This window comes from Brevibacterium yomogidense, from assembly GCF_016107685.1.
GTDB lineage: Bacteria > Actinomycetota > Actinomycetes > Actinomycetales > Brevibacteriaceae > Brevibacterium > Brevibacterium yomogidense.
The window spans coordinates 78,297-103,600 of the sequence record NZ_JABASY010000005.1 but is presented as its reverse complement, the minus strand read 5'-3'; the positions used below and the strand labels follow the sequence as shown (position 1 = coordinate 103,600).

The window sequence follows — 25,304 nt, the reverse complement described above, 5'->3', positions numbered from 1 at the left end:
CTCTGTCGGATCTCCTCCCCGACCTGTTCGCACCGCACCTGTCACTCGGCACGTCCCGCGACCGCTTTCGCGGACACCTTCAGAGCGTCGGGCTTCCCCGGGACCCGCACTCCTGAAGGCACCTCCACCGTCACCGTCGCCTTGCCCAGATCCGGTCGCGTGATGCACTCCGTGACTGTCGCACCGTTGCGCTTCGCCACCTCCTCTGCGATTCCACACCCGTCGTCTCCTGCCACCTGGGCTGCGGCGAGTGCTGCCAGGTCCGCTGCCGTATCCGCCCGTGACCGGGCACCCAGCCCCTGCCCGATCGTCCCGACCATGAGGGCGAGCGCCACGGCGACGGCGGCGACGCCCACTGCCGGCACCGTGCTGGAGCCTTCATCACGACGACCGACGCCTTCGCTCAATCGACCGGCGCCTGCATTCCATGGACCGACGGCTTCATCCGGTGGGGCGGCACCTTCGCCCCCTGCACCGGAGCCCCCGATGACCGTGCGCTCAGCGTCCACGCTCATCCCTCCTTCCGCGCGGTCGCCTGCGCGGTGACGGATTCCGTGATCGGTGCGAGGACTTCTGGCAGCGGCACTTCGACGGTGACCTCCGCGTACCCGCCGTCCTCGTCGATGAGGACCCGCGCGGATTCTCCTGCCCGCTTCCGCGCCTCTTCGATGACAGTGGTCTGAGGTTCCCCACGGGCTACCTCCCGTGCCGCACCACGCGCTGCATCCATGGCACGCAGCTGGGTCGCACCGATCGCACCGGCCCCCACGACGATCCCGATGACCAGCACCAGGGCAGGCATCACCATCGCGAACTCCGCGGCGGCGGCCCCCTCGTCGTGTCTGGGGAGGGCCCCAGCACGTGAGCGAGCAGACCCAGCACGGGCACGGGTGTCTCCCTCAGGACGGGTTGCCCGCTCACGAGTGGGTACGCCCGCACCATGAGCGCGGGAGCCTTCGCCGCGGGGGCCGGTGCGCGGCACCATGTCAGGCTCCGCCCAGACCCAGCGCGGTGGTGATGACCCCTGTGATCATGTCCTTGAGCGGGTCGCTCTTGAGCACGATGACCAGCAGCGCCGCGAAGCCGCACGCGGCGCTATGTATCGACTTAGAGCATACTTGACTCAACGCGTCATAACGCGCTAAGCTCGATGCAAGCTCGGCCGGCCGGTCGGGCGGACGCAAACAGCGAACCCTTCGACCCGCGGTTCCAGCACGCGGGTCGTCCAAAGCGAACGCGACCTGGATAGGCCCCGACGAGCTCAATCACCCGTGAGTGTCTGAGTCGGAAGCTGAAGCATCAGGCGGGTGGTGGCAGAGAGCGGCCAAATGAGCGCTCTGTGCGGGATGCATGGCAGTAGCGAGCCCCCGCGAGACGGCAAGGTTGGCTAATACCTAGACAGCTCCAGGGATACTGGAGACGTTGCGGTATTAGCGCCGCTGTCAGACCGAAAGGACTGGCAAGCCGATGCCTCGCTACGATCACCCGCAGCTCGACGCCGAGCTGACGCTCCCCGAAGCCGCCGCTACTCGTCGGTACGGCTCGTACTCCACTCTCCGCAATCGCATCCACTGTGGTCAGCTGCCGTACATACGCAAGGATGGCCGCAGCTACCTCGTACGCGTCGCCGATCTCGAAGCCCTCCGCGCACCCGAGTCGAAGGCCGCAGTTGACGCCGCTATCGAGCGGATCGTCGCGGCTGCGCCTCACCTGACCGCGAAGCAGCTCTCTCGCCTGGCGCCCGCCTTCGTCCCCGCGGAGGTGGCGCAGCGATGAACGCAAGGAAAAACCCCGGGCGGGCACCCGGGGTTCCAAAGAACAAGGCAAGCTCTGCCGACAGGTCTACCGCACGCGCCAGTTTGGACGAGATCTCCCAGGGGGTCGACGACTACGTCGATGTGCGCGGCGCGGTGGGCGCGGCGAGGATTACCGATCTGTTGTATCCCGATCTCCTTGACAGGCTGGTCCGCGCGTTCTTCGCTCCCGGCGGTCCTTGGGGAGGTTTGCGGGGTCAGCTCGTCGAGCATCGCTACGCCGTCGCACCGCCTCCGCCTCAGGGCGCGAAGCCTTCGCGTGAACTCATCGAGAAGTCGTATAAGAACACCACGTTCTCGGGCTGCGAGGTCGCCATCGGGCGCGCCCTGTCCCGCTTCGTGAACGCCAACATCGCGCAGTTCCGCAAGCTCTTTATCAAGGAGTTCGACGAGGACGGCACAGAGATGAAGGCCTCAGACGCGCTGCGGCCTTTCAGGCGGCTCACAACCCTGCCGCCCTTGGCAGTGGCGCGCATCATCACCGAGATCCACCACGTGGTCAACATCTACGCCCCCGGCCAGACCGCCGAGCGCGACATGCTCTCGGTCTACTGCACGACCGGGGAGAACGCCGGGCTCTACGAGCTCAACGTCGACCACATCGCCACGCTGGCCCGGGCCTACGCCCCCGACCTCAACGACAGTGCCGTCAAGGAAGTCGAGAACCGCGTGCGCTCCCTGGCCCCGCGCCGTCAGCGCACGATCGACCCCGACCTGCTGCCGCTGGGCAACGGGATCTTCGACTACCGCACCAAGCTGCTCATGCCGTTCTCACCGGAGTACGTCATCACCGGCAAGGCGGCCGTCAACTACAACTCGGACGCCCGCGACGTCGCCATCGACGAACCCCACGTCGACGGCTGCATCCGCGCCGACTGCGTGGAAGGTTCCGTGTGCGGGGGCCAGACCTGGTCGGTCGAGTCCTGGATGCGCTCGCTGTCCGACGACCCCGAGATCGTCGACCTGCTCTGGCAGATCGTCGGCGCGACCCTGCGCCCCTACGTCTCCTGGAACAAGTCGGCGTGGTTCTACTCCACCCGCGGCAACAACGGCAAGGGCACACTCGTGGCGATGATGCGCAACCTCATCGGACTGCGCTCATGTGTATCCCTGCCGCTGGCGAAGATGGGTGAGCAGTTCTCCCTGCAGCAGCTGGCCGGGGCCACAGCCATCCTCACCGACGAGAACGACGTGGGCACCTACGTTGACAAGGCGGCGAATCTCAAGGCGATCACCACCCACGACTACCTCATGGTCGACCGCAAGCACAAGGACCCGATCAGCTTCCAGTTCTGGGGCTTCATGGTCCAGTGTCTCAACGAGAAGCCCCTGGTCTCCGACCGCTCGGAGTCGTTCTACCGCAGGCAGGTGTTCATCCCCTTCGAGAAGTGCTTCACCGGCATCGAGAAGCGCTACATCAAGGACGAGTTCCTCCAGCGCGAGGACGTGCTCCAGTACGTCCTCGTCCGCGTCCTCGGCACGCCGGAGCGGACGTTCATGGACGACTACTACGCACTCGACGTGCCGGCCTCCAGCCAGAAGATGCTCGATGACTACAAGGCTTTCAACGACCCGGTGCGCGCGTTCTGGTTCGAGTTCCGCGAGTCCTTCCAGTGGGACCTGCTGCCGTTCACGTTCCTCTACGACCTGTTCAAGGGCTGGTTCAAGGAGCAGCACCCTTCCGGGCGTCCGATCTCGAACCGACAGTTCATCGAGCACATCGCGAGCGTGATCGAAGCGGATGAGGAGTGGCACGTCGATCCGGATACCAGGCGGCGGTGGCGCACCATGACGAAGTGCCACAGGTGGGAGCCCCTGACGCAGGAGTTCGGCCTCAAAGGTTGGCCCGGGCAGGTGGGACAGCAGCTGCCGCTTGGGGTCCGGTCGAAGCTGGCCGACCAGCCTACAGGAGTCATTCGCATGTCGGCCCTTCATGCGGACGCCGACGACGCAGCTTCGGCCCCGCCGAGCAGCACAGCCGAAGAGTCGGCCGAGGCCCGCGCAGAGCAGTTCGCCGAGGGGCAGGCGACGCTTGCGGCGATCCAGACGCACATCGCCCGGCAGGAGCATCACGTACCTCCGGCGACCGAGCGCGTCTCGTAGTCGTCGGATCACCTAACAGGACCTAATAGCTCTCGGAAGGAGCAGGTTATGGCACAGAACAGCGACGCTCTCGCGAACCAGATCGCGGAGCTGAAGCGTAAGCAGCGCGCGCAGACGAAGCGCGAGTACGAGGCGTTCGGCCGGGAGGTCGCCGACCTCCTCGCCCCGGACGTCACGGGCACCGCGGCGCGTATCGACGCGGCACGGGCCTCACTGCCGAGCAGCGACGCCGCGGGCCACGGAGACACCGAGCTGGTGGCCCACGAGAACGACGAATCCGTGGCCCACAGCCTCGGAGATTCGACGGTCCACGCGGGTCAGGATCATGACGGCGGAGGCCGCCTGTGATCCGCAGGTTGCACGGGCGGCTCAGCCGCCCGTCGGGGCCCCGCTCGCGGGGCGGAGGGTCTCGGGAGGCAGCGCCTCCTGAGCGAGCTGATCGCGTGTGTAACGAGGGGGGACTTTATAAGCCCCCCGCGTTACGCACGTGATCAGCTCGCCGTGAGGCCTTATAAGCCGCCACCGGCCACCAGGCCGGGGGTGGTTTATAAGGCCGAGCCGCGACGGGGTCGATGAGCCGGTGCCCGCACCGGAGTCGGCGGCCGTGGAGCATGCGGAGGAGGGCGGATGGACGACGGAGTAGCAGGGCCGTGCGCGTGAGCGCGCTGGCCCGCACGGAGTGCAGAAACGAGCGCGCCGGAGGGTGCGAGAAGGGAGGGCAGAGCGATGCCGAGGAAGGGGCATTCGATGCCCGATGAGGAGCGCGCGAAGCGGTGCAAGAGCGCGGAAGAGAAGCGCTCGAAAAACGTCATGCTGCGGCTCACGCAGGAGGAGGCGGCCAAGCTCGACGAGCGGCGGGCCGCGAGCGGCCGGCGGCGCACGGAGCAGATCGTCCACGACCTGTTCAGCCGGGCCGATCCTCAGACGACCGACCTCACACCTGAGCAACGCCGGGCGGGCAGCGAGCTGGCCCGGGAGGTCGCTGAGGTGCTGGGCGCGCTCACGCCTGAGGTCGGTCGTGTCGGGGCCAACGTGAACCAGATTTCGAGGCGCACGAACCTTGCGGCGGCGGCTCTCAAAGAAGATCCGCGGACGCGCTCGGACCAGGCACGGGCCGCGCTCGCGAACCTGGCGAAGCACGGCCCCGTCGTGGCCGACGCGGTGCACGAGCTCGGGGCGCTGCGCGACCAGATCGAGAGGCTCGATAAGCAGCTCTCGACGCTCCTCATCCGATTGGGTGCGCGGTGGTAGCGCTCATCCAGTCCACGTCGACGAACGCGAGCAGGCTGTGCACGTACATGCGCGATGAACCGGCCCACGACGACAGCGGTCAGCGCTACCTCTACGACGCCGGGGTCGAGTGCACGCCGGGCGGCTGGCGGCGCGCGGTCAGCCTCGCGCGCTCGGAACACGGCAAGCGGCTCAAGGTCGAAGCGCTGCATACGATCCTGTCGTACAGCCGCGACGAGGCAGACCCCGACGATCCCGACGCAGGACGCATGGTGCTCGACGACGCGCGGGCCTTCGCCGAGCGCGCCTACAGCGGTCATGCCTCGCTCGTCGTCGTGCAGCAGGACGGCCGCGCCGGGCTCTGGCACGCCCACGTCGCCACAGCGAACGTCGGGCATGGCCCCTCGCGGCTGTACGACGGCACGGTGCGGCCCGCCGGCTACGCGCTGCACGAGTCCCAACGGCACGTATTCACGTCGCGCAACATGCTTGACGAGGTGCTGCTCGACCGCCGCGGCTTCGACAACGAAGCGCACATGAAGGCGCACGCCGGCTCGGACCACATGATCCCGAGCGACGAGCGCCGGCGGGACGAGGGTAGGTACGTCTGGCGGGATGACCTCAAGGAGCGGATTGACGAGCACGCGGCGGCGGCCTCAGACTTCGAGGATTTCAAGGAGCGCATGGCCGCCGACGGCGTCGTCGTCACGGAAAAGCACGCCCAGAAGCGCGGGCTCGCCTACGAGTTCGCCGGGCAGGACGGTAAGCCCCACCGTGCCCGTGCGGGCGGCCGTCAGGGCCTCGGCACCGCGTACGGCTACGAGGAGATCGTCGCGCGCCTCGGCCGCCCCGTGGCGGCTCCGCAGAGCGACGAGGAGCAGGATCCGCCGCAGCAGGCGGCTCCCGAGCCCGAGGCAGAGCAGGAGGAGGTGCCCCGGCCCGCTCCGGCGTTTCGCGCACCGGCACCGGAGCCCGAGCCCGTGGTCGAGGAGCCGGCCGCGGTGCCGGAGCCCGACCTCGACGCCGAGGAGCTGGCACGTCGGCAGCGGGTGGTGCGGGGGCACGAGCGTGCGCTGCGCGAGCACAAGGAGCAGCTCGCGCAGTACGATCGCATCGCAACGCGCCGGGAACGCGAGCAGCGCAGGCTGAAGTACCTGCAGCAGCAGCGGCAGTTCATCCTGCACAGGCTGTTCCTCGAATCATTGCGGCCGGCCGCGGCGGACCTGGCTCTGCCGTGGCCGGAGCAGCCGAGCCGGGAGCAGATGAAGGAGGCCGACGACATCGCCGGCCAGCTCGTGCAGAAGTGGGCCGAGTACCTGCTTGAGCCTGCATCGTCGGTCAAGCGCCCCTCTGCCGGGCGCAAGGACTGGCAGGCGCCGAAACCGCCGCAGTGACGGGAAAAGCACAACCCTCGCGCCGTTCTGAGAACAGCGCGAGGGTCGTTGGCGTAGTTCGGGTTACCGCAGCTCGACTCCGACGACGAAGCTGCCCTCTTCGGTGTAGACCTGGAAGACAGCGATCCCGCCGTCCATGACGCCCAGCGGAGCAGCGCCATCGTAGAGAACACCCTCGACACCCGGTGCACCGAAGTCGATCATGATCGCCGACTCCTTGACATCGGGGTCAGCCTCGACTTTCCCGAAGGCGAGACCGGAGTCATCGACGGCACTGAGCTTCGGGGTCCGCTCACCGGAGGATTGGTCGCCGTAGCAATGACCCTCATCGGCCGAGACGACGACGTTGCCGTAGACCGCGTACTCACCGTTGGGACTGCGTGTCCCGAAGCCTCCATCGCCACCACCGGTGAGGTCGTCAACGCACTCGAACGTGTAGCGGACCTCGCCCGTACCCACGTCCGCGGCCGTGATCGGTTCCGGACTGTTGACCGAATGCGACAGGAAGGCGAGATCGAGACCCGGCACACGCATGTGATAGGACAGATCCCTCAGCTTTCCGTCCGGATTCGGCACACCGGCGACGGGAAGCGGATCATCCGGTGTACCGCCAGGGGGCTTGGACATCCCATAGGGGCGCTTCTCACCAGTGTTCTCATCGTAGAAAGCCGACATGTCGTCGTCACCGCCGGAGCCGTCATCGTTTCTCGACATGAGCCAGCCCTTCGAGATGCGCACCTCGTCGAACTCGTCGGCGACGCTGCCGTCGTCGTAGGACAGCAGCTGAACCGTGTCGACCTTCTCGGTCTGGGTGAGCCCCTCGGACTCGGAGCCTCCCTCGTTGAGGACGGCGAAGTGACCACCCAGGAAGTGACCTGAGTCTTCAGCGAAGTCCGTCGTCCAGACCTCCTGGCCGTCCGCGTCGAGGGCCACGAGGACCTTCTCGCCTGCAGCGTCGCCGTTGCGGACCACGAAGGTGCGATCGCCCTGGACCAGACTGACCTCACTGGCCATGAGACCGAGGTCGTGAGCCCAGACGACGTCACCGAAGACGTCGTCGGGCAGGTCACCGAGGTCATCGCGCTCGAACGCGAGCTGTTCCTCGGCGGGCTCCTGCTCCTGGGACTGCTGCTGCTCGTCGGACTCGAGCGCGGGCCCGTCCGCCGCGCCCGAGCATCCGGCGAGGCCGAGTGCGCCGATGGTCAGAAGCGAGGTGAGTGCCAGTGCTCTGCGTGAGGCTCTGTGTGAGGTCAATAGGGTGGTCCTTAATCTTCGATGTGCTATTTCGGTTCGACGGAGTTAGGCTTCCGATTACCAACCTTCGTCGAAGAGGAAATCGCCTGCGCAGCCGTAGTCCGTGCACCAGTAGTACGTGATCACGATGTTGGAATCGGCGTCTGCGGCTTCGCCCGCTTCGAACGTCGACATGCCGTCTAGGGTGATTGCCTCGACGGTGTTCTCGGTGTGGTTGAGGTTGTTGAACCAGAGCTCGGTGCCCTGCTCCAGGTAGATGTTCTCGAACCCGGCCTCCTGTAGCTCTTCGATGACCGCGTTGGCGTCCTGTTCGAGGTAGTCGGACGACGCACGGGGCATCTCGATGGTGCTGCTGCACCCGGCCATCGCCAGCATGAGGGCGGCACCGGAGAGCGCCGCCGCGGCTCGACGGATCATCGGGCGACCTGCTGGGCTGCCCCGCGGCGCTTCGACACCGCGCGGCCGACGAGCCAGGTCAGCACCGCGCCGCCCACGACGGCTCCACCAGCGAGCCAGGGGCCAGCGGGGGCGTTCGGCGTGATCGCCAGGCCGAGGAGGAAGCCGACGAGCAAGCCGCCGATGCCGCCTGCGAGCCCGAGGAGGAGCACGAGACCGACGCCCGGCTTCGGCGCCGGCAGCAGCGTGCGGACGAGGAGTGCGGCGACGAACGGGCCGACGATGGCGATGGCTAGAAGCAGGATCATCATCAGGGGTTATTGCCTCTCATTCGCGGCCGGATGCGCTCCGACCGGGGGTTTGCATGGGTCACAAGTCACAGAACCATATTGGCACATTAACGTGCCACCTAGCACGTCATTGTGCCTGGTACACTGACGTGCCGTTCGCCACGCTTGAATTGTGGGTGATCTCAGGCGGCGGCTAGGCGCGAATCTCAGGCGTCAGCGACGGCACTGGAGCCTCTCCCAGGAGGCGCTCGCCCATCGCGTCGGACTCTCCCCTCGGTACGTTGCGGGCATCGAGCGGGGCGAGCGGAATCTGACTCTCGATACGCTCGACGAAGTCGCGGGGCACCTTGGCCTCGATCCCGTTGAGCTGATCAGCGGCACGTTGCGCGACGAACTGCCGGAGGAGCAGGACGGGCCGGTCATGCGCAAGCCGGTCGGCCGTCGGGTAGTGCCTCGGCCCTACCCCGAGTAGCCACCAGCCGCCGCTTGGACTGGCGACCGTGGTGTAGTCGTAGCCGAGGTCACGAGCGCACGACGCCCAGTTGGAAAGCCAGGGCTTGCCGTCGGCGCTCGTTGAGCAGCAGGCAATCGGGGGCCCTCGCCCGCGGCCCGCTGAGTGCTCCCTGCGGTACGTCGCGGGTATCGAGTAGGGCCTCGACCACGGCCCGCCAGGTACCACGAAGGGGCCAGCAAAGGGCCATGATCTGGGTCTGCGAACGGCCATGAAAGAACGATGATTGCGTACTATCTCCGGGGCATGACTCGATCGCGTGCTGCTCCACGAGGGCCACGACAACCGTGGCACCGCTGTGCAGCGGGCACGGGTCGAGCGCTCAACCGTGGCGTGCGGTCGTGACACCGCCGTGTCGATCAAGGGCCACTCAAGGGCCTCGATCACGGCCCGCCAGGTACCACGAAGGGGCCAGGAAAGGGTCATGATCTGGGTCCGCGAACGGCCATGAAAGAACGATGATTGCGTACTATCTCCGGGGCGTGACTCGATCGCGTGCTGCTCCACGAGGGCCACGACAACCGTGGCACCGCTGTGCAGTGGCACGGGTCGAAGCGCACCGCTGTGGCGTGCGGTCGTGCGCAACGAGTCATTGCACGGTTGCACAGATTTCAGACTCGTTGCACAGGTGGTTGCACAGCGTTTTGCCGTGTGATCTCAACGATCTTGACCTCGAAGAGACAGTACTGTGCAACTGTGCAACGACCCTTCAAGAAAAAATGTAGGGCGATTGAACGTGCTTCACTCTGCGTCTATGTTGATAACTTTCGCGCCTCTGGTTGCACAGTCGCACAAGCCCTCAGCAACACCCCGGAGAACGTTGCAATCACGCGGAAGAGCGCCGTGCAACCACCGGTGCAACGAGCCGATCTGACGTTGCACGGTCGCTGCAGGGTTGCACGACTCGATCGCCTGGGGCTCCACGACGGCCACGACAACGGTGGCACCGCTGTGCAGTGGCACAGGTCGAAGCGCGCAACCGTGGCGCCTCCGGGCGCACGACTCGATCGCGTGGGGCTCCACGACGGCCACGACAACGGTGGCACCGCTGTGCAGTGCCGGCGCAGGTACGTGTCGCCATGTCTGCCCGTTGAAGATCCGCGACTTGTCCGGCATTACTGGTTACGGAAGACGAACACGCCCCCACTGGGGCTGTCGGCGGTGGTGTAGTCGTAGCCGAGGTCACGAGTCCACGAATCCCAGTTGAAGTAGCGCACTACCTCTTCAGGCACGTCGTGCAGTAGTCCGATGCCCTCGGCGAGTTCATGGGCGTAGAACGTGAAGGTCTCGTGCTCGCCGCAGTACCGCTCCTCGAAGTCGGGGATGCTGGGGAGGTCGGAGAAGCCCTCAGCGACGTAGGCGCCGGTCTCGACCCAGGCGCACAGCGCTGGCCGCAGGTGCTCGTCGACGGCGGCCAGGGCTTCAGCCCACTGGGCAGCGTCGTAGGGACTCATCTCGCCGCGGACTGGGATGTTCTCGTGGTCCATGACCCACATCTCCTCGCAGTCGGAGCGGAAGTGCGCAGCGCCTCCGTGCACGTCGGCCAGGGTGATCTCGTCCGCGCCCTCGGCGTCGAACCATTCGCCGACGAGCCGACCGTCGTTGTAGCAGTGCAGGCAGCCGATCCAGGCGCGGGGCGTCGTGTCGATGGTGGTCTCAGCGGTCATGGCAGCTCCTTCTCTCGTGTGACCGGTTCATCGCGGTCCTCGCGAGCGGCTCCGCCGATCGAATGCGTTCCGTTCAATAAACGGTAGGTTGCCGAACGTCGGGACGATCCGCCGACGCAAGAGGTGTGGCTTCGTTCGCTTGGTGGCGGGGTTTTTGTAGCGCTCCGTGGCGGTCTTGTTGCCGCGATCACGCAGGACTGGCTGCAGGTAGGTGTCGCGGTCTGAACCGAAAGGGGTGCGCCCGGTCGGGGCCGTTTGGATCGCTGCCGCTACGTCAGAGTCCGAAGGCTCCGCCGCTGACGAGGATCACGATGCCGAGGCCGATGAGAACAATGGGGAAGAGGATGTGCTCCCAGCGTTCGAGCACTTCGGCGATCGGGGGGCGGGTGGCGACGAACTTTGCCAGGGCCACCAGGACCGCGACGAGCGCGAGGAAGACGATGCAGTAGGCGACTACTGCGAGAGGTTCCACGCTGAGGAAGACAGGGGTGTAGACGCCGATGTTGTCGCCGCCGTTGGCAAGGGTGACGCCTGCGACTGTCCACACGCGGACCTTTTTGCCGGCAACCTTGGCCTCGTCGTCATCGTCGTCATCGTCTCCGCGCCAGGCCTGCCATGCGGCCCAGAGGCCGAGGCCCAGAGGGATGAGACCGAAGTACGGGATGGCTGCCGAGGGCAGGAATGCTCCGGCGCCGATGGTCACCAGGATCGCGGCGCCGAGGATGCCGGCGAATCCGAGGTACTGGCCGGCCAGAATGCGGGCGGTAGTGCCGCGCTGGCCTGCCCCTCGCGCGAAGAAGAGGGAGAGCACGATGATGTCGTCGATGTTGGTCGCTGCGAACAGGCCCATCGCCTGCAAGACCGAGGTGAGGATCATGCGCCCTCCCCAGCTACGTCACATCGGGGAAGCGAGCAGGCGGGATCGATGCACGGGGCGTCTTCGTCCACCGCCAGGGTGGCATCGACCAGTGCCGTCAGCGCCTGCGCCAGGTGCGAATCGGCGATCTCATATCGTGTCCGACGACCCTCGGGCTCGGAGACGACGATCCCGCAATCGCGCAGGCATGCCAGGTGGTTGGACACGTTCGGGCGTGTCAGGTCCAGATCTCGGGCCAGTTCCGCCGGGTAAGCGGGATGGTCGAGCAGGGTCAAGATGATCCGGGATCGAGTGGGGTCGGCCAGTGCACGACCCAGGCGGTTCATCACGTCGAGACGCGAAGCCATAGTCAGCATGCACTGAACTATACAGCGCGTGCTGAACACTCGGTCACAGGCGTCAGCCCAGATCGCATGCCCGTAAGGGGATCCCCTTGCGGCACGAACTGGAGGGTGAAGGAGCCGCGAGTCCACCAACCTTCCGGTCCAAGCGAATCAGCCCCGGATATCGATGGTGCCATCGTCGGCGACCGGAAAGGACGGGGCGAAAGCGGTCTCCCACAGATGTCCGTCGGGGTCGGCAAAGTACCCGGAGTAACCGCCCCAATCGGCACGCTCTGCTGGCTTCACCAATCGTGCACCGGCTTGGACAGCCTCGGCCAGCGCCGTATCGACCTCCTGCTCAGTGCCGAAGTTGAGCGCCAACGTGATTCCGCGATAGGCAGTAGCCGGATCGGCGGGCACACCGACGTCGGCGGCCAGTTCGGCGTAACCGTACAGGCCGATCCATGTGCCCGAGGTGCGGAACCAGGTGATGCCGGCAGACGGGTCCCCTCGTTGCTCCCAGCTGAGTCCGCGGTAGAACGCGATGCTGCGCTCTAAGTCGGCGACGCCGAGGGTGACGATGGTGAAGTTCGGTGAAATGCCCATGCAACCATCTTCGTGGACGCACCGACAGGACGCCAGTATTGGGTGCGCCGCAGTTGCCCACGCGTCCACAGCCACGCCGAAGGCTGGCGTCCCGTAAGCGGAACCCTCACCGGACACCACCGCTGCTGATCGGGAGGAACGACGGCACGCCTGGCGGGCTGTCCCGTAAGACCCGTCCGGTGAACTGTCCGGTGACGGGAGGCTATGTGACACACTGGGGAGCATGTCTCCGTTGAAGGTCGGCTATGCCCGAGTCTCCACCGACGAGCAGGACCTGACCGCGCAGCGTGACGGGCTCGCGGCGTTCGGCGTCGATCCCAAGCGCATCTACGTCGATCACGGGCTCACGGGTCGCAACGCCGACCGTGAGGGCCTGCGGCAGGCGCTGGCAGCGTGTCGGGACGGCGATACGTTCGTGGTCACCAAGCTCGATCGGCTGGCGCGTTCGGTCCGTGATGCCCACCAGATCGCCGACGACCTCGCGGCGCGGGAAGTGAAGCTGAGTATCGCCGGATCGGTGTATGACCCGACCGACCCGATGGGGAAGCTGTTGTTCAACGTGCTGGCGATGGTCGCCGAGTTCGAAGCCGACCTCATCCGTGCCCGCACCCGCGAGGGGATGAAGGTCGCCAAGGCCAAGGGCCGGCTGCGCGGGAAGTCACCGAAGCTGACTGCCCGGCAGGAGGCTCACCTCGTCCAGCTACATGCCGCCGACGAGCACACCGTGGGCGAGCTGGCCGAGCTGTTCAGCGTGGGCCGCTCCACGGTCTACCGCGCCCTTCAGCGCGCCGAGCGCGGGCGCGAGAACGCCTTGCAGTAGGTGCGTGATGGACGCTCGAGCGCGGTGGCGAATCCTCAGGCTCCACGTCGAGGACCAGGTGCCCCTCGCGCGCTTAGCTCGCGAGACCGGGGTTGGGCTGCGCACCCTGGAGCGCTGGCACGCCCGCTACCGCGCCGATGGCTACGCCGGACTGGAGACAGCCTCACGAGCGGACACCGGCTCCCGCCGCCTTCCGCCTGACCTCGTCGACCTGATCGAGGGCCTGGCACTGAGCAAGCCGCGGCCGGCCATCGCCACGATCCATCGCAAAGTTACCGGCATCTGCGCCGCCCGGAGGTGGCCGGTCCCCTCCTACTCGGTGGTGTGGGACATCGTGCGGACCCTGGATCCCGGCATGGTCACCCTCGCCCTGGAGGGCGCAGCGTCCTACCGCGACAAGCACGAGCTGGTGCTACGCCGGCAAGCAGAGCTGCCCAACGCGATGTGGCAATCCGATCACACCATGCTCGACATCCTGGTGGTGGGCACCGACGGCAAGCCCGCACGGCCATGGCTGACAACGATCCTCGACGACTGCTCCCGGGCGGTCTGCGGCTACACAGTCTTCCTGGGCGCACCGTCGGCGATGAACACCGCCCTGGCGCTGCGCCAAGCGATCTGGCACAAGACCGACCCGGCCTGGCCGATGTGCGGCCTGCCCGACGTGCTCTACGTCGACCACGGCAGCGACTTCACCAGTGACCAGCTCGCCCACACCGCCGTCGACCTCCATATCCGACTGATCCACTCCACCGTCGCCCGGCCCCAGGGACGGGGCAAGATCGAGCGGTTCTTCGGCACCATCAACACCGAGCTACTCGCCGCCCTGCCCGGACACATCGCCGAAGGGCAGCCGTGGCCGACACCGAAACTGTCCCTGGCCGCCCTCGATAGCGCCCTGGAGGCGTTCGTGGCCACCTACAACGACCGCACGCACAGCGAGCTCGGAACCTCCCCGCGCAGCGCGTGGATCGCCGATGGCTGGCTGCCCCGAATGCCCGAGAGCCTGGAAGACCTCGACGGACTGCTGTTGACCGTCGCCAAGACCCGCGTCGTGCGCCGCGATGGCATCCGCTTCCAGGGCCTGCGCTACGTCTCGCCAACTTTGGCCGGCTACGTCGGACGCTCGGTCGTGATCCGCTACGACCCCCGCGACATCACCGAGATCCGCGTCTTCGATCACGACGAATTCGTCTGCAAGGCCGTCAACCAAGAGCACCACGATCAAAAGGTCAGCCTCAAGGAGATCCAGGCCGCGCGCAACGCCCGCCGCCGAGCGCTGCGAGCCGGCATCAACGAACGCATCGCCCTCGTGGCCGCACCTACGAGACACCACGGATCACCGAAGTACCGACTCCGGCGCCGAGGTCGGCGTTGAAGATCTACAAGGAGGACCTCAGGTGAGCCAGCGCTTCATCGTCACCAAGGAGCACCGCCGCTTCACCGAGTTCGCCGACGCCGTGCGCCGCGGGCACACCATCGGTTTGTGCTTCGGATCAGCCGGCGTAGGAAAGACGCTCTCCGCGCGCCGCTACGCGCACTACGAGAAGGCTCATGACCTGCTGACCTACTGGGGGCCACGCGCAGAGAGCGACGTCAAGATCTACGCCGCCTTGAATCGGAGCCGCACCGTGCTCTACACCCCCAGCGTGCTGACCACCCCGCGGACCCTGAAGGACGAGCTGACCCAAGCCATCACCCGCACCAACATGTGCATCGAGCAGCACCTCGTACCTCCCGGCACGGTCACTCCCGAGGCCTGGGGATGGCGAGACGGCAGGAACTACGTGGAGCTGATCATCGTCGACGAGGCCGAACGACTGCGTCCTGCCGCGCTGGAACTGCTGCGTGATCGCTACGACCGCGACGACATCGCCCTCATCCTGATCGGCATGCCCGGACTGGAGAAGCAGTTCAGCCACTACCCCCAGTTCTACAGCCGAGTCGGCTTCGCCCACCAGTACCGGCCCCTGGGACAAGACGAACTGCTGTTCGTCCTCGAGCGACACTGGCGATCTCTCGGCAAGACCCTCGACCCCGACGACTTCACCGACGCCCAAGCCATCGCAGCCATCGCACGGATCACCCGCGGCAACTTCCGGCTTCTCGAACGCCTCTTCCCCCAGATCCAGCGGGTCCTGAAGATCAACGAACTCGACACCATCACCAACGACGTCATCGAAGCCGCACAGAGCACCCTGGTCATCGGTGTCACCTGACCCCGCCACGAAGCGACCGAAGAACCCCGCCATTCAGCAGACGAAGTCACACAAGAGGATCCGGACCTCGTGGATGTTCACAAACCCGTTCAACAACCTGTAGTCTCGGAAGTAGCAGTTGAACAGGTTTGATGAACGGAGGGGGCATGGCGCTCGTCGGACTTGTCCGCGTCAGCACCAAGAAGCAGGAAACCGAGCGCCAGCACGACGCGCTCGACCCGATCTGCGTCAAGGTCTTCGAGGAGAAGGTCAGCGGGAAGCTCGCGGTCGACCACCGGCCCGGGCTCCAGGAGGCACTCGACTACATGCGCGATGGGGACATGCTCACCGTGCAGGAGGTCGACCGGCTCGGCAGGAACCTGCTCGAGGGGCTCATTGTCCTCAACGACCTCTTCGAGCGCGGCATCGCGGTGAAGGTGCTCGAGGGCATCGCCGCGGGGGAGCACACCGAACGCAGCTTCGTGCTGGACATGGCACTCGCGCTGGCCGAGGACCGTCGACGCGACATCGTGCGCAAGACGCGGAACGGGCTCGAAGCGGCACGGAAGCGGGGCAGGGTCGGCGGGCGGCCGCGTGTGATCGACGACGACAAGCGCGCGGCGATCCTCTCGAGGCGAGAGCGCGGCGAGTCGATCAGGGTCATCGCAGCAGGGGTCGGCGCCTCCGTGGGTGCCGTACACAAGGCGCTGGCGGAGGTGACAGCCGCCGAGATGGCGGACGACGAGGACCAGGAAGCATGAGCGATGAGTGGATCACAGAGGCGACGAATGCCAAGCCCCGCTCCGGCGTCGCGCTGCCCAGCAACAGTACCTCGCTCGCATCGGGGAGGTCGCCTGGGGTTGTCGGCCACATGGTCCATTCTGTCGAGACCAGTAGCGGCGCTGGCCTGCGCGAATGATAGGTCGCAGAGCCCGTGGCGTAAGATCGAGGAGAGATGGTCGGCGCGACCCTGACCGCCTCTCTTTCGAGATAGTCATCTGACGTCACGACGTCTGTTTCATGCTATATTGACGTCATGACGTCTTTAACTACCTCACGCGAGACTGTGCGATCCGGCGACGTGCGCGATGCGATCATCGCCACGCTCGCTCAGGCTCGGGAGATCGGACTCACCACGGGCGAGATCCAGGAGGGCGTGAACGCGATCCTGGGCCGTGCCATCTCGCCGTCGAGCGTGCGCTCCTCGCTGCGGCTCAACGTGGGTACCACGATCGTTCGTGTCAACCGGGGGATGTATGCACTGGCCTCGCGTGTCGCGAGTCTTGAGGCCCCGGCGTTCACATACGGCAAAGCGACGCTTTTCCACGATGACAGCCTCGAGTGGCTGGCTCGTCGTGAGCCGAACAGCATCCATGCCGTCGTAACCGATCCGCCTTATGGAGCAGCGGAGTACTCGGCTCGTGAGCAGAGCAAGCTTCGCCGCGGCCAGGGTGGCCTCTGGCGGATTCCGCCGACTCTTGACGGCAGCACTCGCTCCCCGCTTCCGCGTTTCACGACGATGACGCCGGAGGACTACCAGACAATCTCGGATTTCTTCACGGAGTGGGCGCAGTTGGTCAATCGTGTACTCGTTCCGGGCGGGAACGTGCTCGTCGCGGCGAATCCTCTGGTCTCTTATGTTGTATCGGCGGCTCTGACGGCGGGTGGGCTCGAGCGCCGAGGGGAGGTCATCAGGCTGGTGCAGACGCTACGGGGCGGTGACCGTCCGAAGGGAGCGCACGAGGAGTTCTCAGACGTGTCGGTGATGCCTCGTTCCCAATGGGAGCCCTGGCTGCTCTACCGCAAACCGATCGAAGGGACGGTCGCCGAGAATCTTCGCAAGTGGGGTACTGGCGGCTTCCGCCGGATCAGCGATGAGCAGCCCTTCGGCGATGTGATCAAGGGTCCCCCCGCACGAGGCAAGGAACGCGCGATCGCGCCTCATCCCTCGCTGAAGCCCCAGGGATTCCTGCGGCGGGTCGTGCGGGCATCCCTGCCGACGGGACAGGGGATCGTGCTGGATCCGTTCGCTGGTTCGGGCTCGACGCTCGCAGCCGCGGAGGCGGTCGGATACTCGTCGATAGGCGTCGAACGCGATCCCGAGTACATCAACATCTCTCGGGAGGCGATCCCGCGGCTTTCCGAGATGACTATCCGACTCGAAGAGGACTAACTCGGGATCGATGCGTCGTCGTCTCTGACCGTCGGCTGGTCAATGACGCCTGTGGAGATGCCCTCCGTCTCGAGGAACTCCGTGAGGCGCTTGACCAGTGCAGTGCTCTTCTGAATGCGACCGAGGTAGTAGAGGGCTCCGCGGAGCGCCTCCTGCTGCTTCGGGAGGTCCCAGGTGATCACCCGAGCACGGAGGTCGTCACGTCCGAGGGCGATGATGTTCGACTCGGAAAGACGGTCACGGCTTTCCTGATCGACCGAGTCGGCCACGACGACAGCGGTCGCGTTCGGCGCATCAGTAAGATCCTCGAGAAAGTCCACGAGGATGTTCTCGACGTCCTCGATCGGGATGCCGTAGTCCTTTACCTCGACAGCCAGTTCCACTTCGCCCCCACGGAAGCCCGCCACGTCGCCTGGCATGTCAGCACGCGAGGAGCCGGTATTGACTGCGTGGGACTCGAGCGTCAGGTTTGGTGAGTCAGCGCGGAAGTAGCCGAATACGAGTCCTTGGAACAGCGCTCCTCCGGGCCTCGCGTTGTGGGTATCGAAATTAGCGAGGACGTACTCGAAGGGTCGCACGATACGCTCTGCCTGCTTTGCCCAGGTGCGCTCTTCGGCGGCGTTCACGCCCGTGTCCCACACATACTCAGCGAAGCGCGCACGAGCAGCAGGAGACATCGCGTAGATCATCTCGATCAACGGTCGATAATCACGCCATGCTTGTGTGGCGTGAGGTGCAGCGGACGGGTGATCACGGCGCATCTCGATGCGAATGGCATCTGCCGCAGGGTTGAAACGGGGCCGAAGGGTAATCTTTGTGCCGTTTACGATGAAGTTCAGCGTGTTGACGGCCCGCCCGGTGCGGCCGGTCCTCTCGATCTCGAATGTGTCGAATACATCGTCGACACTATCTTCGCCCGCTATGCTGAGCGTCTCTTCCGCTTGTGAGAGGAGAGCTAGCGAGAGCGCGGGCCAGAAGTTCTGCTGCTGCGAGCGACCGTTGACGAGCCAGTCCTTGGCCTCTCCGAGCTTCGGATCGTTCTCGCCTGCTACTCGGTCAGAGAAGCCAGCGGGGAAGTTCAGATCCTCTGCAAACGAAGAGAACGGCTGCTTGCCCCCTCGTTTGCGTCGAGGCGTCTGGGGTATGTTCTCGTCCACGTAGATCAGACTACAGGTCGACCGCACCTTAATCAGGTCGGCCGAGGAGACGGGTGCTGTCCATCTCTCGAGTTCGCGCGTGCGTCTTCACTCGTTGACAGTTCAGTCGAGCCGATGGACGACCCGTGTCGCGACCGCAAGGACTGAACCCAAACCCTCCATCTATCCTCCCTTCAGTGACAGGCGGACGAAGGCGCTGAAGGCCAGATGCAAGGCGCTGCTTGGGAAGCGAACAACCCAGCATCCTCCAGGAACCCCCTGATCAGGCGGTACTCTTACACGAAAGCTCCAGTCGGCGCCGACCTCGAACACCTGGCCATCGGGGCCTTCACCTGGGCCTGCTGACCTCATAAGCTTGCGGGTATGGCGCACGATCAGCACGATAACCCGGACGGGCTCGAGGTCCGAGTCTCACAGGACGAGGACTATCGGACGTGCTCTGACTGCGGCGCGGACTGCGAGCCGGAGCCGTTCACGACGGACGCGGGCATCCGGATCGGTTTCGTGTGCCTGGAGCACGGCGTGCACACCGTTGTGGACCCGTTCGAGGGGAGCCGCTGAGAGGTCGCCCCTTGCCGGGGCGATGTGACCCACCTCTGCTTTTAACATAGCCTGGAGCGCCAACTGCGATGGTCACGACGGGTTGTGTTCTAGTGGTGACTTCGAGCGAGGGTTGACCAGTGCCTCGTGGCACGACAGGTTCATCGTCTGGGGTGAATGCACCCCTTATACGGACATTAAACCTGATTGCTATCTTGAACGCCAAAGGGAGCGAAGGATCGAATTCCCTTTTTCGATATGACTAAGCGACCTGCTGGTCAGTCCTGGACCCACTCGATCGCGATGGTGGGAATGACCTTCTCGACGGTCGGGGTACGTTGACCCTTCCGGACCGGTCGGATCACCACGGTCATGAGTTCCTCAACGACGGTACGCCTGCGCCCAAGGCTCGCGGCGTCCCACCATGCCTCCGCGTCGCCGCTGTGGACGGCCTCGGCAAGCGGATCGTGCTGGATGACCTTCTGGAGGCGGGCTTCGAGATCGGCGCGCTCATCGTCGAGGGTCTCGAGAGCGTGCATGGCGTTCCCGGTATTGCCTCGGGTGGCGAGGAGGTTGTAGATGCCCTGCTCGCGCCTGTCGAGGTCTGCCAGCTGCGCGTTGAGCTCACTCGGGCTCTCTCCGTCGTCCGCGGCCTGCGCGAGCAGCGTTGAGGCGTCGGGCTCCTGGAGCCTGCGGATGCAGATCAGCGTGACGGCTTCATCGATGGGGTCGCCTGCGCGGTGGAAGTGATTGTTGCGGCAGCGGTAAGTGTGGTATCGCTTCGAGGCGGCCTTGCCCGATCCGTCGACGCGCTTCGTCGGGTGGCTCTTCCCCGAGGCTGCGTACACGGGCTCTCGGCAGGTCGCGCAGACGGCGAGACCGGAGAGCAGCCAGCGGCGCGCGGTGCCGTTGTGGACGGGTTCGCGCCCGACGAGCTGCGCCCGAGCTGCGCTGACATAGGCGCGGGAAACGATCGGCTCCCACGCGCCGGCCTCGCACTCGTCGAGGTCGATCTTGGCGAGGTCGTAGTGCCCCGCGGCGACCTGCTGCGCGGGCGGCAGGAGCCCAGCGTAGTGAGGGTTCATCAACATCCGACGCACCGTGGTGCGCCTCCACGGCTTCCCCGCTCGTGTGGTCCGTGCGGCACGGTTCAGGTCACGCGCGATCTGGCCGAGAGGCGCGCCCGCGAGAAAGTCTCCGAAGATGCGTCGCACGTCGGCCGCCTCGTCCTCGACGATCTCGAACCGGGTGCCGTTCGCGTCGCGCTGCGAGGCGGGCAGCCAGCGGTACCCGTAGGGCGTGTGGCCGGGGCTTGGGTGGCCCTGCTTGCGCCGTTCGATGGCGTAGCGGCGCGCGCGTCGGGTCTTGACCTGCACCTCGCGCTCAGCGAGGAGGACAAGCTGCTTGAGCATGAAGTCGTCGTCCTGGGTGTCGATAGCGCCGCGTACGGTCACGATCCTGATCTCGCGCTTCTGGCGCAGTTCGAGCACGTCGGCGAGGCGGCGCGTGAGACGGTCCACGTCCACGACGATCAGCACGTCGAACTCGCCCCGGTCATAGGCCGAGAGCATGTCCGCCCAGCCGGTCCCGGCCCCTCGCGCCTTGCTCCCGGAGGTGTCATTGTCCTTGAACTCGTGTAGGATCCGCCAACCACGGCGGCGAGCCTCCTCCCGGCAGTCGGCGAGCTGCTGCGAGATGCCCTGATCCTGGTCGATCGACTGGCGGACGTAGATTGCGGCACAAGTCACGGTTCCATCCTAAGTATGCTCTAGCATAGTATCAACTGGCAAGCGTCGTGATCGCGTATTCTGCCGTGGTCGCTCCTGTGTCATCGGCCAGGCACTCCCGTACCGACCCGGCGCGGACGACCACCCCGTCTGCCGGCGACGCGTCCGGCACCTTCTCGTCGACCGCGGTGGATTCGTGCCCCACGGTGTCGTCGAATGACGTCCTCGTCATGATGTTCCCCTTCCTTCGGACGAGGCACCCCTCGTCCCCCGAACCCGCGGGGCCTTCCCGCGGCGTCGGCTCCCCGAACGGGTGCCGTCCCACGAATGTCGCTGTTCTCCCCTGTTCGGAGAAGAGTGACCCGGGCCCTGTGGAAGACGACCTGCCACTCCACAGCCATCGGTACGCACTCCGCCCTCCTCTGCCATCACCCTGTGACACACAACAGCCGAGCGAAGCATCACCACCACCCGGTGACGCTTCACAGCCCACTGAACGCGGGGGCGAGGTCACCGATCAGCGTGAGCAGGACGGGCACGACCCCCAGCAGGACGAAGGCCGGCAGGACGCACACCCCCAGCGGGAGGACGAGCATGACGCCCAGCCTGGCCGCAGCGATCTGCCGTCGCCGGTGCTCGCTGCGCCGCAACTCGTCCGCGTGCGCCTGCAGCAGCGGTGCGAGAGCCACCCCGGTCCGACCGGAGAAGCGCATCACCGCGACCACGGAGGCGAGGTCCGGCGCCCCGGCTCCCTCACCCCCGTCACGGGTCCCGTCCAGTCGCATGTCGTCCACACCCCACCGCGCCGCACGGGCCAGGTGCCCCAGTCCGGAGCGGTCACCGGACGCACGGACCGTGTGGTCGAGTGCCCGCTCCACCGGCAGTCCCGCCTGGAGGCACACTGCGACCAGGTCCAGATCGAAGGCGAGGTCGTCGACCCGGGACGACCTCGGCGAACGGCTGGCCGCCACTCCCGGCGAAGAGTCCGAGCGGTTGGCCGAATCCGAGCGGTTGGCCGAATCCGAGCGGTTGGCCGAGCCCGGACCGCCGGCCCAAGCCGGACCACCGACCGTGCCCGAGCCGTCGCCCGAAGCCCCACCACGCGTGAGCCGTGCCAGCCTGCCCGTCTGCGGGGATCGCAGGACCAGCATCCACCCGCCCACCACGCACACGACGATGACGAGCGCGGTGATCATGACGCTCCCTCGAGCATCCTCTTCATCCACATGCGTCCGCAGAGCAGGAGGATGATCCCGGAGCCGATCGACGCGAGTCCCACGGGTGAGCCCAGCAGTGCGCGGGGGTCGGCCCCGATGAGCAGCGCGAGCCCCAGCCCGGCGGCGGGCAGCCACGTGAGGACCGTGACGGTGGCCTGCGGTCCGGCGAGCGCGACGGCGCGCTCCCTCTCCGCCTCCGCGATCTCCCGGCGGCTGTGGGCGTAGCGCTCCAGCACGTCCGCGGCCGGTGCGCCGGCGGATTCCGCGACCGCCCAGACGGAGCCCATCCCGATGAGGACGTCCGCCAGCGGGACGGGGAGCTCACCGACGTGGCGTCCGATCGCCGTCTGCGGGTCATCCCCCATGCTCATCGACCGGGAGACTCGTGTGAGGACGGCGGCGAGGTCCGCGTCGCTCACCTCCGCCAGCTGCATCGTCACCGCTGACGGCGGCATCCCGATCCGCAGCAGCGCCGCCGCCCGGTCGATGACCGCGATCGCTCTGTGCGGGTCCTCGGCTGAGTCTCCTCGCGTCGCCGGCAGCTCACCATCCGCCGTGGCCCCCTGCCGGCCGCCCCTCCCGTCACCACCCGCCGAGGTCCCCTGCTGGCCTCTGCCCCCGTCACCACCCGCGGTCCCTCCGATGGCCCGTCCGCTCTGCGCCAGGGTGCGCAGGCGTCTGCCGGCGGGGCTCGCCGTCACGAGCAGCACACCGGCGACGGCGATCCCACACGCCGCGAACAGGACGATCATGAGGGGTCCTTCGTCGCGAAGGTGCGCTGCAGGTGGGAGACACCGTCCGGGTGGAACCCGGCGGCCCGATCCCAGACCAGGCTCGTGCGGACCCGGTCGTCGACGAGCACGGGGACTGCGACCTCGGCGATCCCCCGACTGCCGTGACCGCCGGCGTCACGACGAATGTGCAGCAGCAGGTCGATCGCGGTCGACAGCTGCGCGTGCACAGCGGGCGCGCTCATCCCGGCGAGTGCGCCCAGGGCCTCGAGCCGGCTCGGCACCGCAGCGGTCGTGTTCGCGTGCACGGTCGCGCACCCGCCTTCGTGCCCGGTGTTGAGCGCGGTGAGCATGTCGCGGACCTCCGCGCCGCGGACCTCGCCGACGACGAGGCGGTCGGGGCGCATGCGGAGGGCGTTGCGGACCAGCGTGCGGATAGTGTCATGAGCACACTTAAATATGAAGCCCCCCGCGAGGATTGCAGTCCTCCGGGGGTACGGCAAACGAGTCGGAAGCTCGATTGCAGGCCCAGCATACCAACTGGACCCCTGACGATCTAGGACCGCACTCAATGCCGAGGCGGTCCTTCTTTACGTTCCTACGCCGAAACCAGCGAACGCCGAGTATCCACGTCGAGCACCCGTACTCGGAGGGTGAGCCGCAGCCAGGCCGGGCCGCGACCAGGACGCCTACCAGACACTCGCCTTCACAGCGGGGGTCCGATAGGCGTACCCGATTGTCGGTCGGAGCGTGGTTCGGTCGGCGGGCGCTTGGGGACGGGGCAAAAGCTTCTGCGCCCCTCGGGCGACCGCTTCGCCTACTCACCCACCAACGGAGGACACCATGCAAAACCAACTCACACCCACAGACGCCGCAGACCTCACAGCTCAGCAGCTACGCGACGAGATGAACCACACCGCCTACGTCGTCGCACGACTCCTCGAAACAGGGTCAACCAACGAAGCCCAGGAACGGGTCAAGGCTTTCACGATCCTGCGCGAAGAGATCCGCCTCCGCGAAGGAGCTACCCCGTGACCACCCACTACGACCCCGAGGCGGAACTGCTCGAACGCGGCGTAACCGTCTACGAATGGGAACTCGAATACGCGAACGCCGTCACCGACGTGGAGGCCGCAGTATGGGTAGACCCCCGTCTCCTACAGCGCGAACGCCGCGCCACGCTCGCACACGAACTCGAACACTTCCACATCCACGAAGAGGCTCCCGGGCGACTCGGCCCAGGAGTGGAGTCGTGGTTCAAACCGTCAGTCGAAGCTGAGTGTAACGAGCGTGCCGCTGTGAAACTCATCTCCTTCGAAGCCCTCGTTGATGCGTGCAAGTGGGCCGACAGCATCGAAGAGGCAGCCGAAGAACTCCACGTCAACGATGAGATGGTCCGCGCTCGACTACGCACGTTGACGAAAGCAGAGACACGCACCTTCGACTACCAGGTTGGGCGCGGGTACGCGGCTCGACTCCGAGGCCGACCACTCGAACGTCGCACACCGCTTCGGCGTAAGGCGTAAGCGCACGAACCGGCAGAAGGGGCAACAATGACGAGTATGAAAATCACAGCCGAAGAGATTGAACGCCACAACAAGTGGGTGATGGACGAGTTCAACCGCCTCTCCGAAGAATACGGCGACGACCACATCGGCCTCATGCAGGCAATGAGCGACCTCACCCGCGTCGAGCCGACCGGCGACACATGGGACGAACTCTGCTACATGCAGGGCAGGAACGACCTCCCCCAGATCCTCCACGACAACTGGGACAGGCTCACACCATCCGAGGTCGCCCAAGGACTCTGCGACGCATGGTCCGGCTGCGACTGGCCCGAGGCCCGCGTCGAACCCCGCCACTGGATCGAAATGTTCGAGTCGATCGGATACACCGACAACGGCAAGATGACCGACCCGCCGACACACCCGGTCAGCCTCTACCGAGGCGCACCAGACGATCGGAAACAGGGGATGGCATGGACCACCAGCCTCGCAACCGCGCAGCGGTTCGCGTCCGGCGAGATGCGCGAATCACCCCGCCCAGGAGAAGTGTGGACGACATTTGCGGAACCACACGCAATTCTCGCGAAGATCGATGACCGCAGCGAAGACGAGTACGTCCTGCACCCTGATCGAGTGACGGTAGAGAAGTACGTCTAGAAACGACAAAAGCGCCCCCGCACGGCCTCAGAAAGGCAATGCGGGGGCGCAGTCGATCGACGGAGTCACAGGCGTTTAAAGAGGGGTGCCCTCGGCAGTACAGAGGGCACCGCG

30 protein-coding genes and 1 pseudogene are annotated in these 25,304 nt (G+C 66.2%); 15 read left to right on the top strand and 16 right to left on the bottom strand.

Going from position 1 to position 25,304, the window contains the following annotated elements; translation table 11 throughout:
- Positions 1–41: 41 nt before the first annotated feature.
- From JFC09_RS12780 to JFC09_RS12770, 3 genes are read right to left on the bottom strand one after another with little or no spacing between them, the layout of a single operon-like run.
- On the bottom strand, positions 42–509 hold the full coding sequence (locus JFC09_RS12780) for an Rv3654c family TadE-like protein (protein WP_198394420.1): 468 nt from the start codon (positions 507–509) through the stop codon (positions 42–44).
- Between the two features lie 2 nt (positions 510–511).
- Entirely contained in the window at positions 512–985 is a 474-nt protein-coding gene (locus tag JFC09_RS16725; RefSeq protein WP_269770523.1) for a TadE family protein, read from the bottom strand.
- A gap of 1 nt (position 986) precedes the next feature.
- Positions 987–1,127, bottom strand: a complete 141-nt coding sequence (locus JFC09_RS12770; RefSeq protein ID WP_232483558.1) for a DUF4244 domain-containing protein — start codon at positions 1,125–1,127, stop codon at positions 987–989.
- A 340-nt stretch (positions 1,128–1,467) separates the two neighbouring features.
- Between JFC09_RS12770 and JFC09_RS12765 the strand changes: the two genes are divergently transcribed.
- The 5 genes from JFC09_RS12765 (at position 1,468) to JFC09_RS12745 (ending at position 6,541) form a co-directional block, all read left to right on the top strand.
- Positions 1,468–1,776, top strand: a complete 309-nt coding sequence (locus JFC09_RS12765) for a DNA-binding protein (protein ID WP_101601761.1) — start codon at positions 1,468–1,470, stop codon at positions 1,774–1,776.
- A gap of 83 nt (positions 1,777–1,859) precedes the next feature.
- Entirely contained in the window at positions 1,860–3,917 is a 2,058-nt protein-coding gene (locus JFC09_RS12760) for a DNA primase family protein (protein ID WP_198394417.1), read from the top strand.
- A 48-nt stretch (positions 3,918–3,965) separates the two neighbouring features.
- Positions 3,966–4,265 (top strand): hypothetical protein, encoded by a 300-nt coding sequence (locus JFC09_RS12755; RefSeq protein WP_101601758.1) that lies wholly within the window; start codon positions 3,966–3,968, stop codon positions 4,263–4,265.
- Positions 4,266–4,664: 399 nt separating this feature from the next.
- The gene (locus JFC09_RS12750; protein WP_198394416.1) at positions 4,665–5,168 is read left to right on the top strand and encodes a hypothetical protein; all 504 of its coding nucleotides are present in this window, start codon (positions 4,665–4,667) and stop codon (positions 5,166–5,168) included.
- A gap of 47 nt (positions 5,169–5,215) precedes the next feature.
- Positions 5,216–6,541, top strand: a complete 1,326-nt coding sequence (locus JFC09_RS12745) for a relaxase family protein (protein ID WP_198394415.1) — start codon at positions 5,216–5,218, stop codon at positions 6,539–6,541.
- Positions 6,542–6,604: 63 nt separating this feature from the next.
- Here JFC09_RS12745 and JFC09_RS12740 read toward each other — a convergent pair whose 3' ends face one another.
- From JFC09_RS12740 to JFC09_RS12730, 3 genes are read right to left on the bottom strand one after another with little or no spacing between them, the layout of a single operon-like run.
- The gene (locus tag JFC09_RS12740) at positions 6,605–7,795 is read right to left on the bottom strand and encodes a hypothetical protein (protein WP_198394414.1); all 1,191 of its coding nucleotides are present in this window, start codon (positions 7,793–7,795) and stop codon (positions 6,605–6,607) included.
- 57 nt (positions 7,796–7,852) lie between these two features.
- On the bottom strand, positions 7,853–8,212 hold the full coding sequence (locus tag JFC09_RS12735) for a hypothetical protein (RefSeq protein ID WP_101602083.1): 360 nt from the start codon (positions 8,210–8,212) through the stop codon (positions 7,853–7,855).
- Positions 8,209–8,502 (bottom strand): hypothetical protein, encoded by a 294-nt coding sequence (locus JFC09_RS12730; RefSeq protein WP_198394413.1) that lies wholly within the window; start codon positions 8,500–8,502, stop codon positions 8,209–8,211. The genes JFC09_RS12735 and JFC09_RS12730 overlap by 4 nt, the downstream gene beginning before the upstream one ends.
- A 151-nt stretch (positions 8,503–8,653) precedes the next feature.
- On the opposite strand from JFC09_RS12730, the gene JFC09_RS12725 reads away from it, so the two are divergent.
- Positions 8,654–8,953 (top strand): helix-turn-helix domain-containing protein, encoded by a 300-nt coding sequence (locus tag JFC09_RS12725; protein WP_332839762.1) that lies wholly within the window; start codon positions 8,654–8,656, stop codon positions 8,951–8,953.
- Between the two features lie 1,154 nt (positions 8,954–10,107).
- On the opposite strand, the gene JFC09_RS12720 is transcribed toward JFC09_RS12725, so the two are convergent.
- The 4 genes from JFC09_RS12720 to JFC09_RS12705 all read right to left on the bottom strand — a co-directional run bounded on the left by JFC09_RS12720 (position 10,108) and on the right by JFC09_RS12705 (position 12,465).
- On the bottom strand, positions 10,108–10,659 hold the full coding sequence (locus JFC09_RS12720; RefSeq protein WP_198394412.1) for an antirestriction protein ArdA: 552 nt from the start codon (positions 10,657–10,659) through the stop codon (positions 10,108–10,110).
- Between the two features lie 274 nt (positions 10,660–10,933).
- A complete protein-coding gene (locus JFC09_RS12715) occupies positions 10,934–11,536 on the bottom strand; it encodes a cadmium resistance transporter (protein ID WP_198394411.1) in 603 nt (200 codons plus the stop codon).
- On the bottom strand, positions 11,533–11,892 hold the full coding sequence (gene cmtR / locus JFC09_RS12710) for a Cd(II)/Pb(II)-sensing metalloregulatory transcriptional regulator CmtR (RefSeq protein WP_198394410.1): 360 nt from the start codon (positions 11,890–11,892) through the stop codon (positions 11,533–11,535). Before cmtR ends, JFC09_RS12715 begins: the two co-directional genes overlap by 4 nt.
- Before the next feature lie 138 nt (positions 11,893–12,030).
- Positions 12,031–12,465, bottom strand: a complete 435-nt coding sequence (locus JFC09_RS12705) for a VOC family protein (RefSeq protein WP_101652506.1) — start codon at positions 12,463–12,465, stop codon at positions 12,031–12,033.
- 223 nt (positions 12,466–12,688) lie between these two features.
- Between JFC09_RS12705 and JFC09_RS12700 the strand changes: the two genes are divergently transcribed.
- The 5 genes from JFC09_RS12700 to JFC09_RS12680 all read left to right on the top strand — a co-directional run bounded on the left by JFC09_RS12700 (position 12,689) and on the right by JFC09_RS12680 (position 17,656).
- Positions 12,689–13,285: a recombinase family protein gene (locus tag JFC09_RS12700; protein WP_198394409.1), complete on the top strand. Its 597-nt coding sequence runs from the start codon at positions 12,689–12,691 to the stop codon at positions 13,283–13,285.
- Positions 13,286–13,292: 7 nt separating this feature from the next.
- Positions 13,293–14,663 (top strand): Mu transposase C-terminal domain-containing protein, encoded by a 1,371-nt coding sequence (locus tag JFC09_RS12695; RefSeq protein ID WP_332839761.1) that lies wholly within the window; start codon positions 13,293–13,295, stop codon positions 14,661–14,663.
- A 22-nt stretch (positions 14,664–14,685) separates the two neighbouring features.
- Positions 14,686–15,504 (top strand): AAA family ATPase, encoded by an 819-nt coding sequence (locus JFC09_RS12690; protein WP_198394408.1) that lies wholly within the window; start codon positions 14,686–14,688, stop codon positions 15,502–15,504.
- Between the two features lie 146 nt (positions 15,505–15,650).
- The gene (locus JFC09_RS12685; RefSeq protein WP_198394407.1) at positions 15,651–16,244 is read left to right on the top strand and encodes a recombinase family protein; all 594 of its coding nucleotides are present in this window, start codon (positions 15,651–15,653) and stop codon (positions 16,242–16,244) included.
- A gap of 275 nt (positions 16,245–16,519) precedes the next feature.
- Positions 16,520–17,656, top strand: coding sequence for a DNA-methyltransferase (locus JFC09_RS12680; RefSeq protein WP_232483557.1), 1,137 nt, complete (start codon positions 16,520–16,522; stop codon positions 17,654–17,656).
- On the opposite strand, the gene JFC09_RS12675 is transcribed toward JFC09_RS12680, so the two are convergent.
- The gene (locus JFC09_RS12675) at positions 17,653–18,813 is read right to left on the bottom strand and encodes a hypothetical protein (protein WP_198394406.1); all 1,161 of its coding nucleotides are present in this window, start codon (positions 18,811–18,813) and stop codon (positions 17,653–17,655) included. The two genes, JFC09_RS12680 and JFC09_RS12675, sit on opposite strands and share 4 nt — an antisense overlap.
- Positions 18,814–19,176: 363 nt before the next feature.
- Here JFC09_RS12675 and JFC09_RS12670 point away from each other — a divergent pair, with 363 nt between their 5' ends.
- Positions 19,177–19,374: a hypothetical protein gene (locus JFC09_RS12670; RefSeq protein ID WP_198394405.1), complete on the top strand. Its 198-nt coding sequence runs from the start codon at positions 19,177–19,179 to the stop codon at positions 19,372–19,374.
- A gap of 257 nt (positions 19,375–19,631) precedes the next feature.
- On the opposite strand, the gene JFC09_RS12665 is transcribed toward JFC09_RS12670, so the two are convergent.
- The 5 genes and pseudogenes from JFC09_RS12665 to JFC09_RS12645 all read right to left on the bottom strand — a co-directional run.
- Entirely contained in the window at positions 19,632–21,101 is a 1,470-nt protein-coding gene (locus JFC09_RS12665; protein ID WP_198394404.1) for a recombinase family protein, read from the bottom strand.
- 31 nt (positions 21,102–21,132) lie between these two features.
- Positions 21,133–21,312: a hypothetical protein gene (locus tag JFC09_RS12660; RefSeq protein WP_198394403.1), complete on the bottom strand. Its 180-nt coding sequence runs from the start codon at positions 21,310–21,312 to the stop codon at positions 21,133–21,135.
- A 250-nt stretch (positions 21,313–21,562) separates the two neighbouring features.
- Positions 21,563–22,276 carry a type II secretion system F family protein gene (locus JFC09_RS12655; protein ID WP_232483556.1) on the bottom strand — a complete coding sequence of 238 codons (714 nt, stop codon included), beginning with the start codon at positions 22,274–22,276 and terminating at the stop codon, positions 21,563–21,565.
- A complete protein-coding gene (locus JFC09_RS12650) occupies positions 22,273–23,049 on the bottom strand; it encodes a type II secretion system F family protein (protein WP_198394402.1) in 777 nt (258 codons plus the stop codon). Before JFC09_RS12650 ends, JFC09_RS12655 begins: the two co-directional genes overlap by 4 nt.
- Positions 23,046–23,465: pseudogene (locus tag JFC09_RS12645) on the bottom strand (ATPase, T2SS/T4P/T4SS family); the annotation flags it as partial. The pseudogene JFC09_RS12645 and the gene JFC09_RS12650, both read right to left, overlap by 4 nt.
- Positions 23,466–23,871: 406 nt before the next feature.
- Between JFC09_RS12645 and JFC09_RS12640 the strand changes: the two are divergent.
- From JFC09_RS12640 to JFC09_RS12630, 3 genes are read left to right on the top strand one after another with little or no spacing between them, the layout of a single operon-like run.
- The gene (locus tag JFC09_RS12640; RefSeq protein ID WP_198394401.1) at positions 23,872–24,063 is read left to right on the top strand and encodes a hypothetical protein; all 192 of its coding nucleotides are present in this window, start codon (positions 23,872–23,874) and stop codon (positions 24,061–24,063) included.
- The gene (locus JFC09_RS12635; protein WP_198394400.1) at positions 24,060–24,554 is read left to right on the top strand and encodes an ImmA/IrrE family metallo-endopeptidase; all 495 of its coding nucleotides are present in this window, start codon (positions 24,060–24,062) and stop codon (positions 24,552–24,554) included. The genes JFC09_RS12640 and JFC09_RS12635 overlap by 4 nt, the downstream gene beginning before the upstream one ends.
- Before the next feature lie 36 nt (positions 24,555–24,590).
- On the top strand, positions 24,591–25,190 hold the full coding sequence (locus tag JFC09_RS12630) for a hypothetical protein (RefSeq protein WP_198394399.1): 600 nt from the start codon (positions 24,591–24,593) through the stop codon (positions 25,188–25,190).
- Positions 25,191–25,304: the final 114 nt, after the last annotated feature.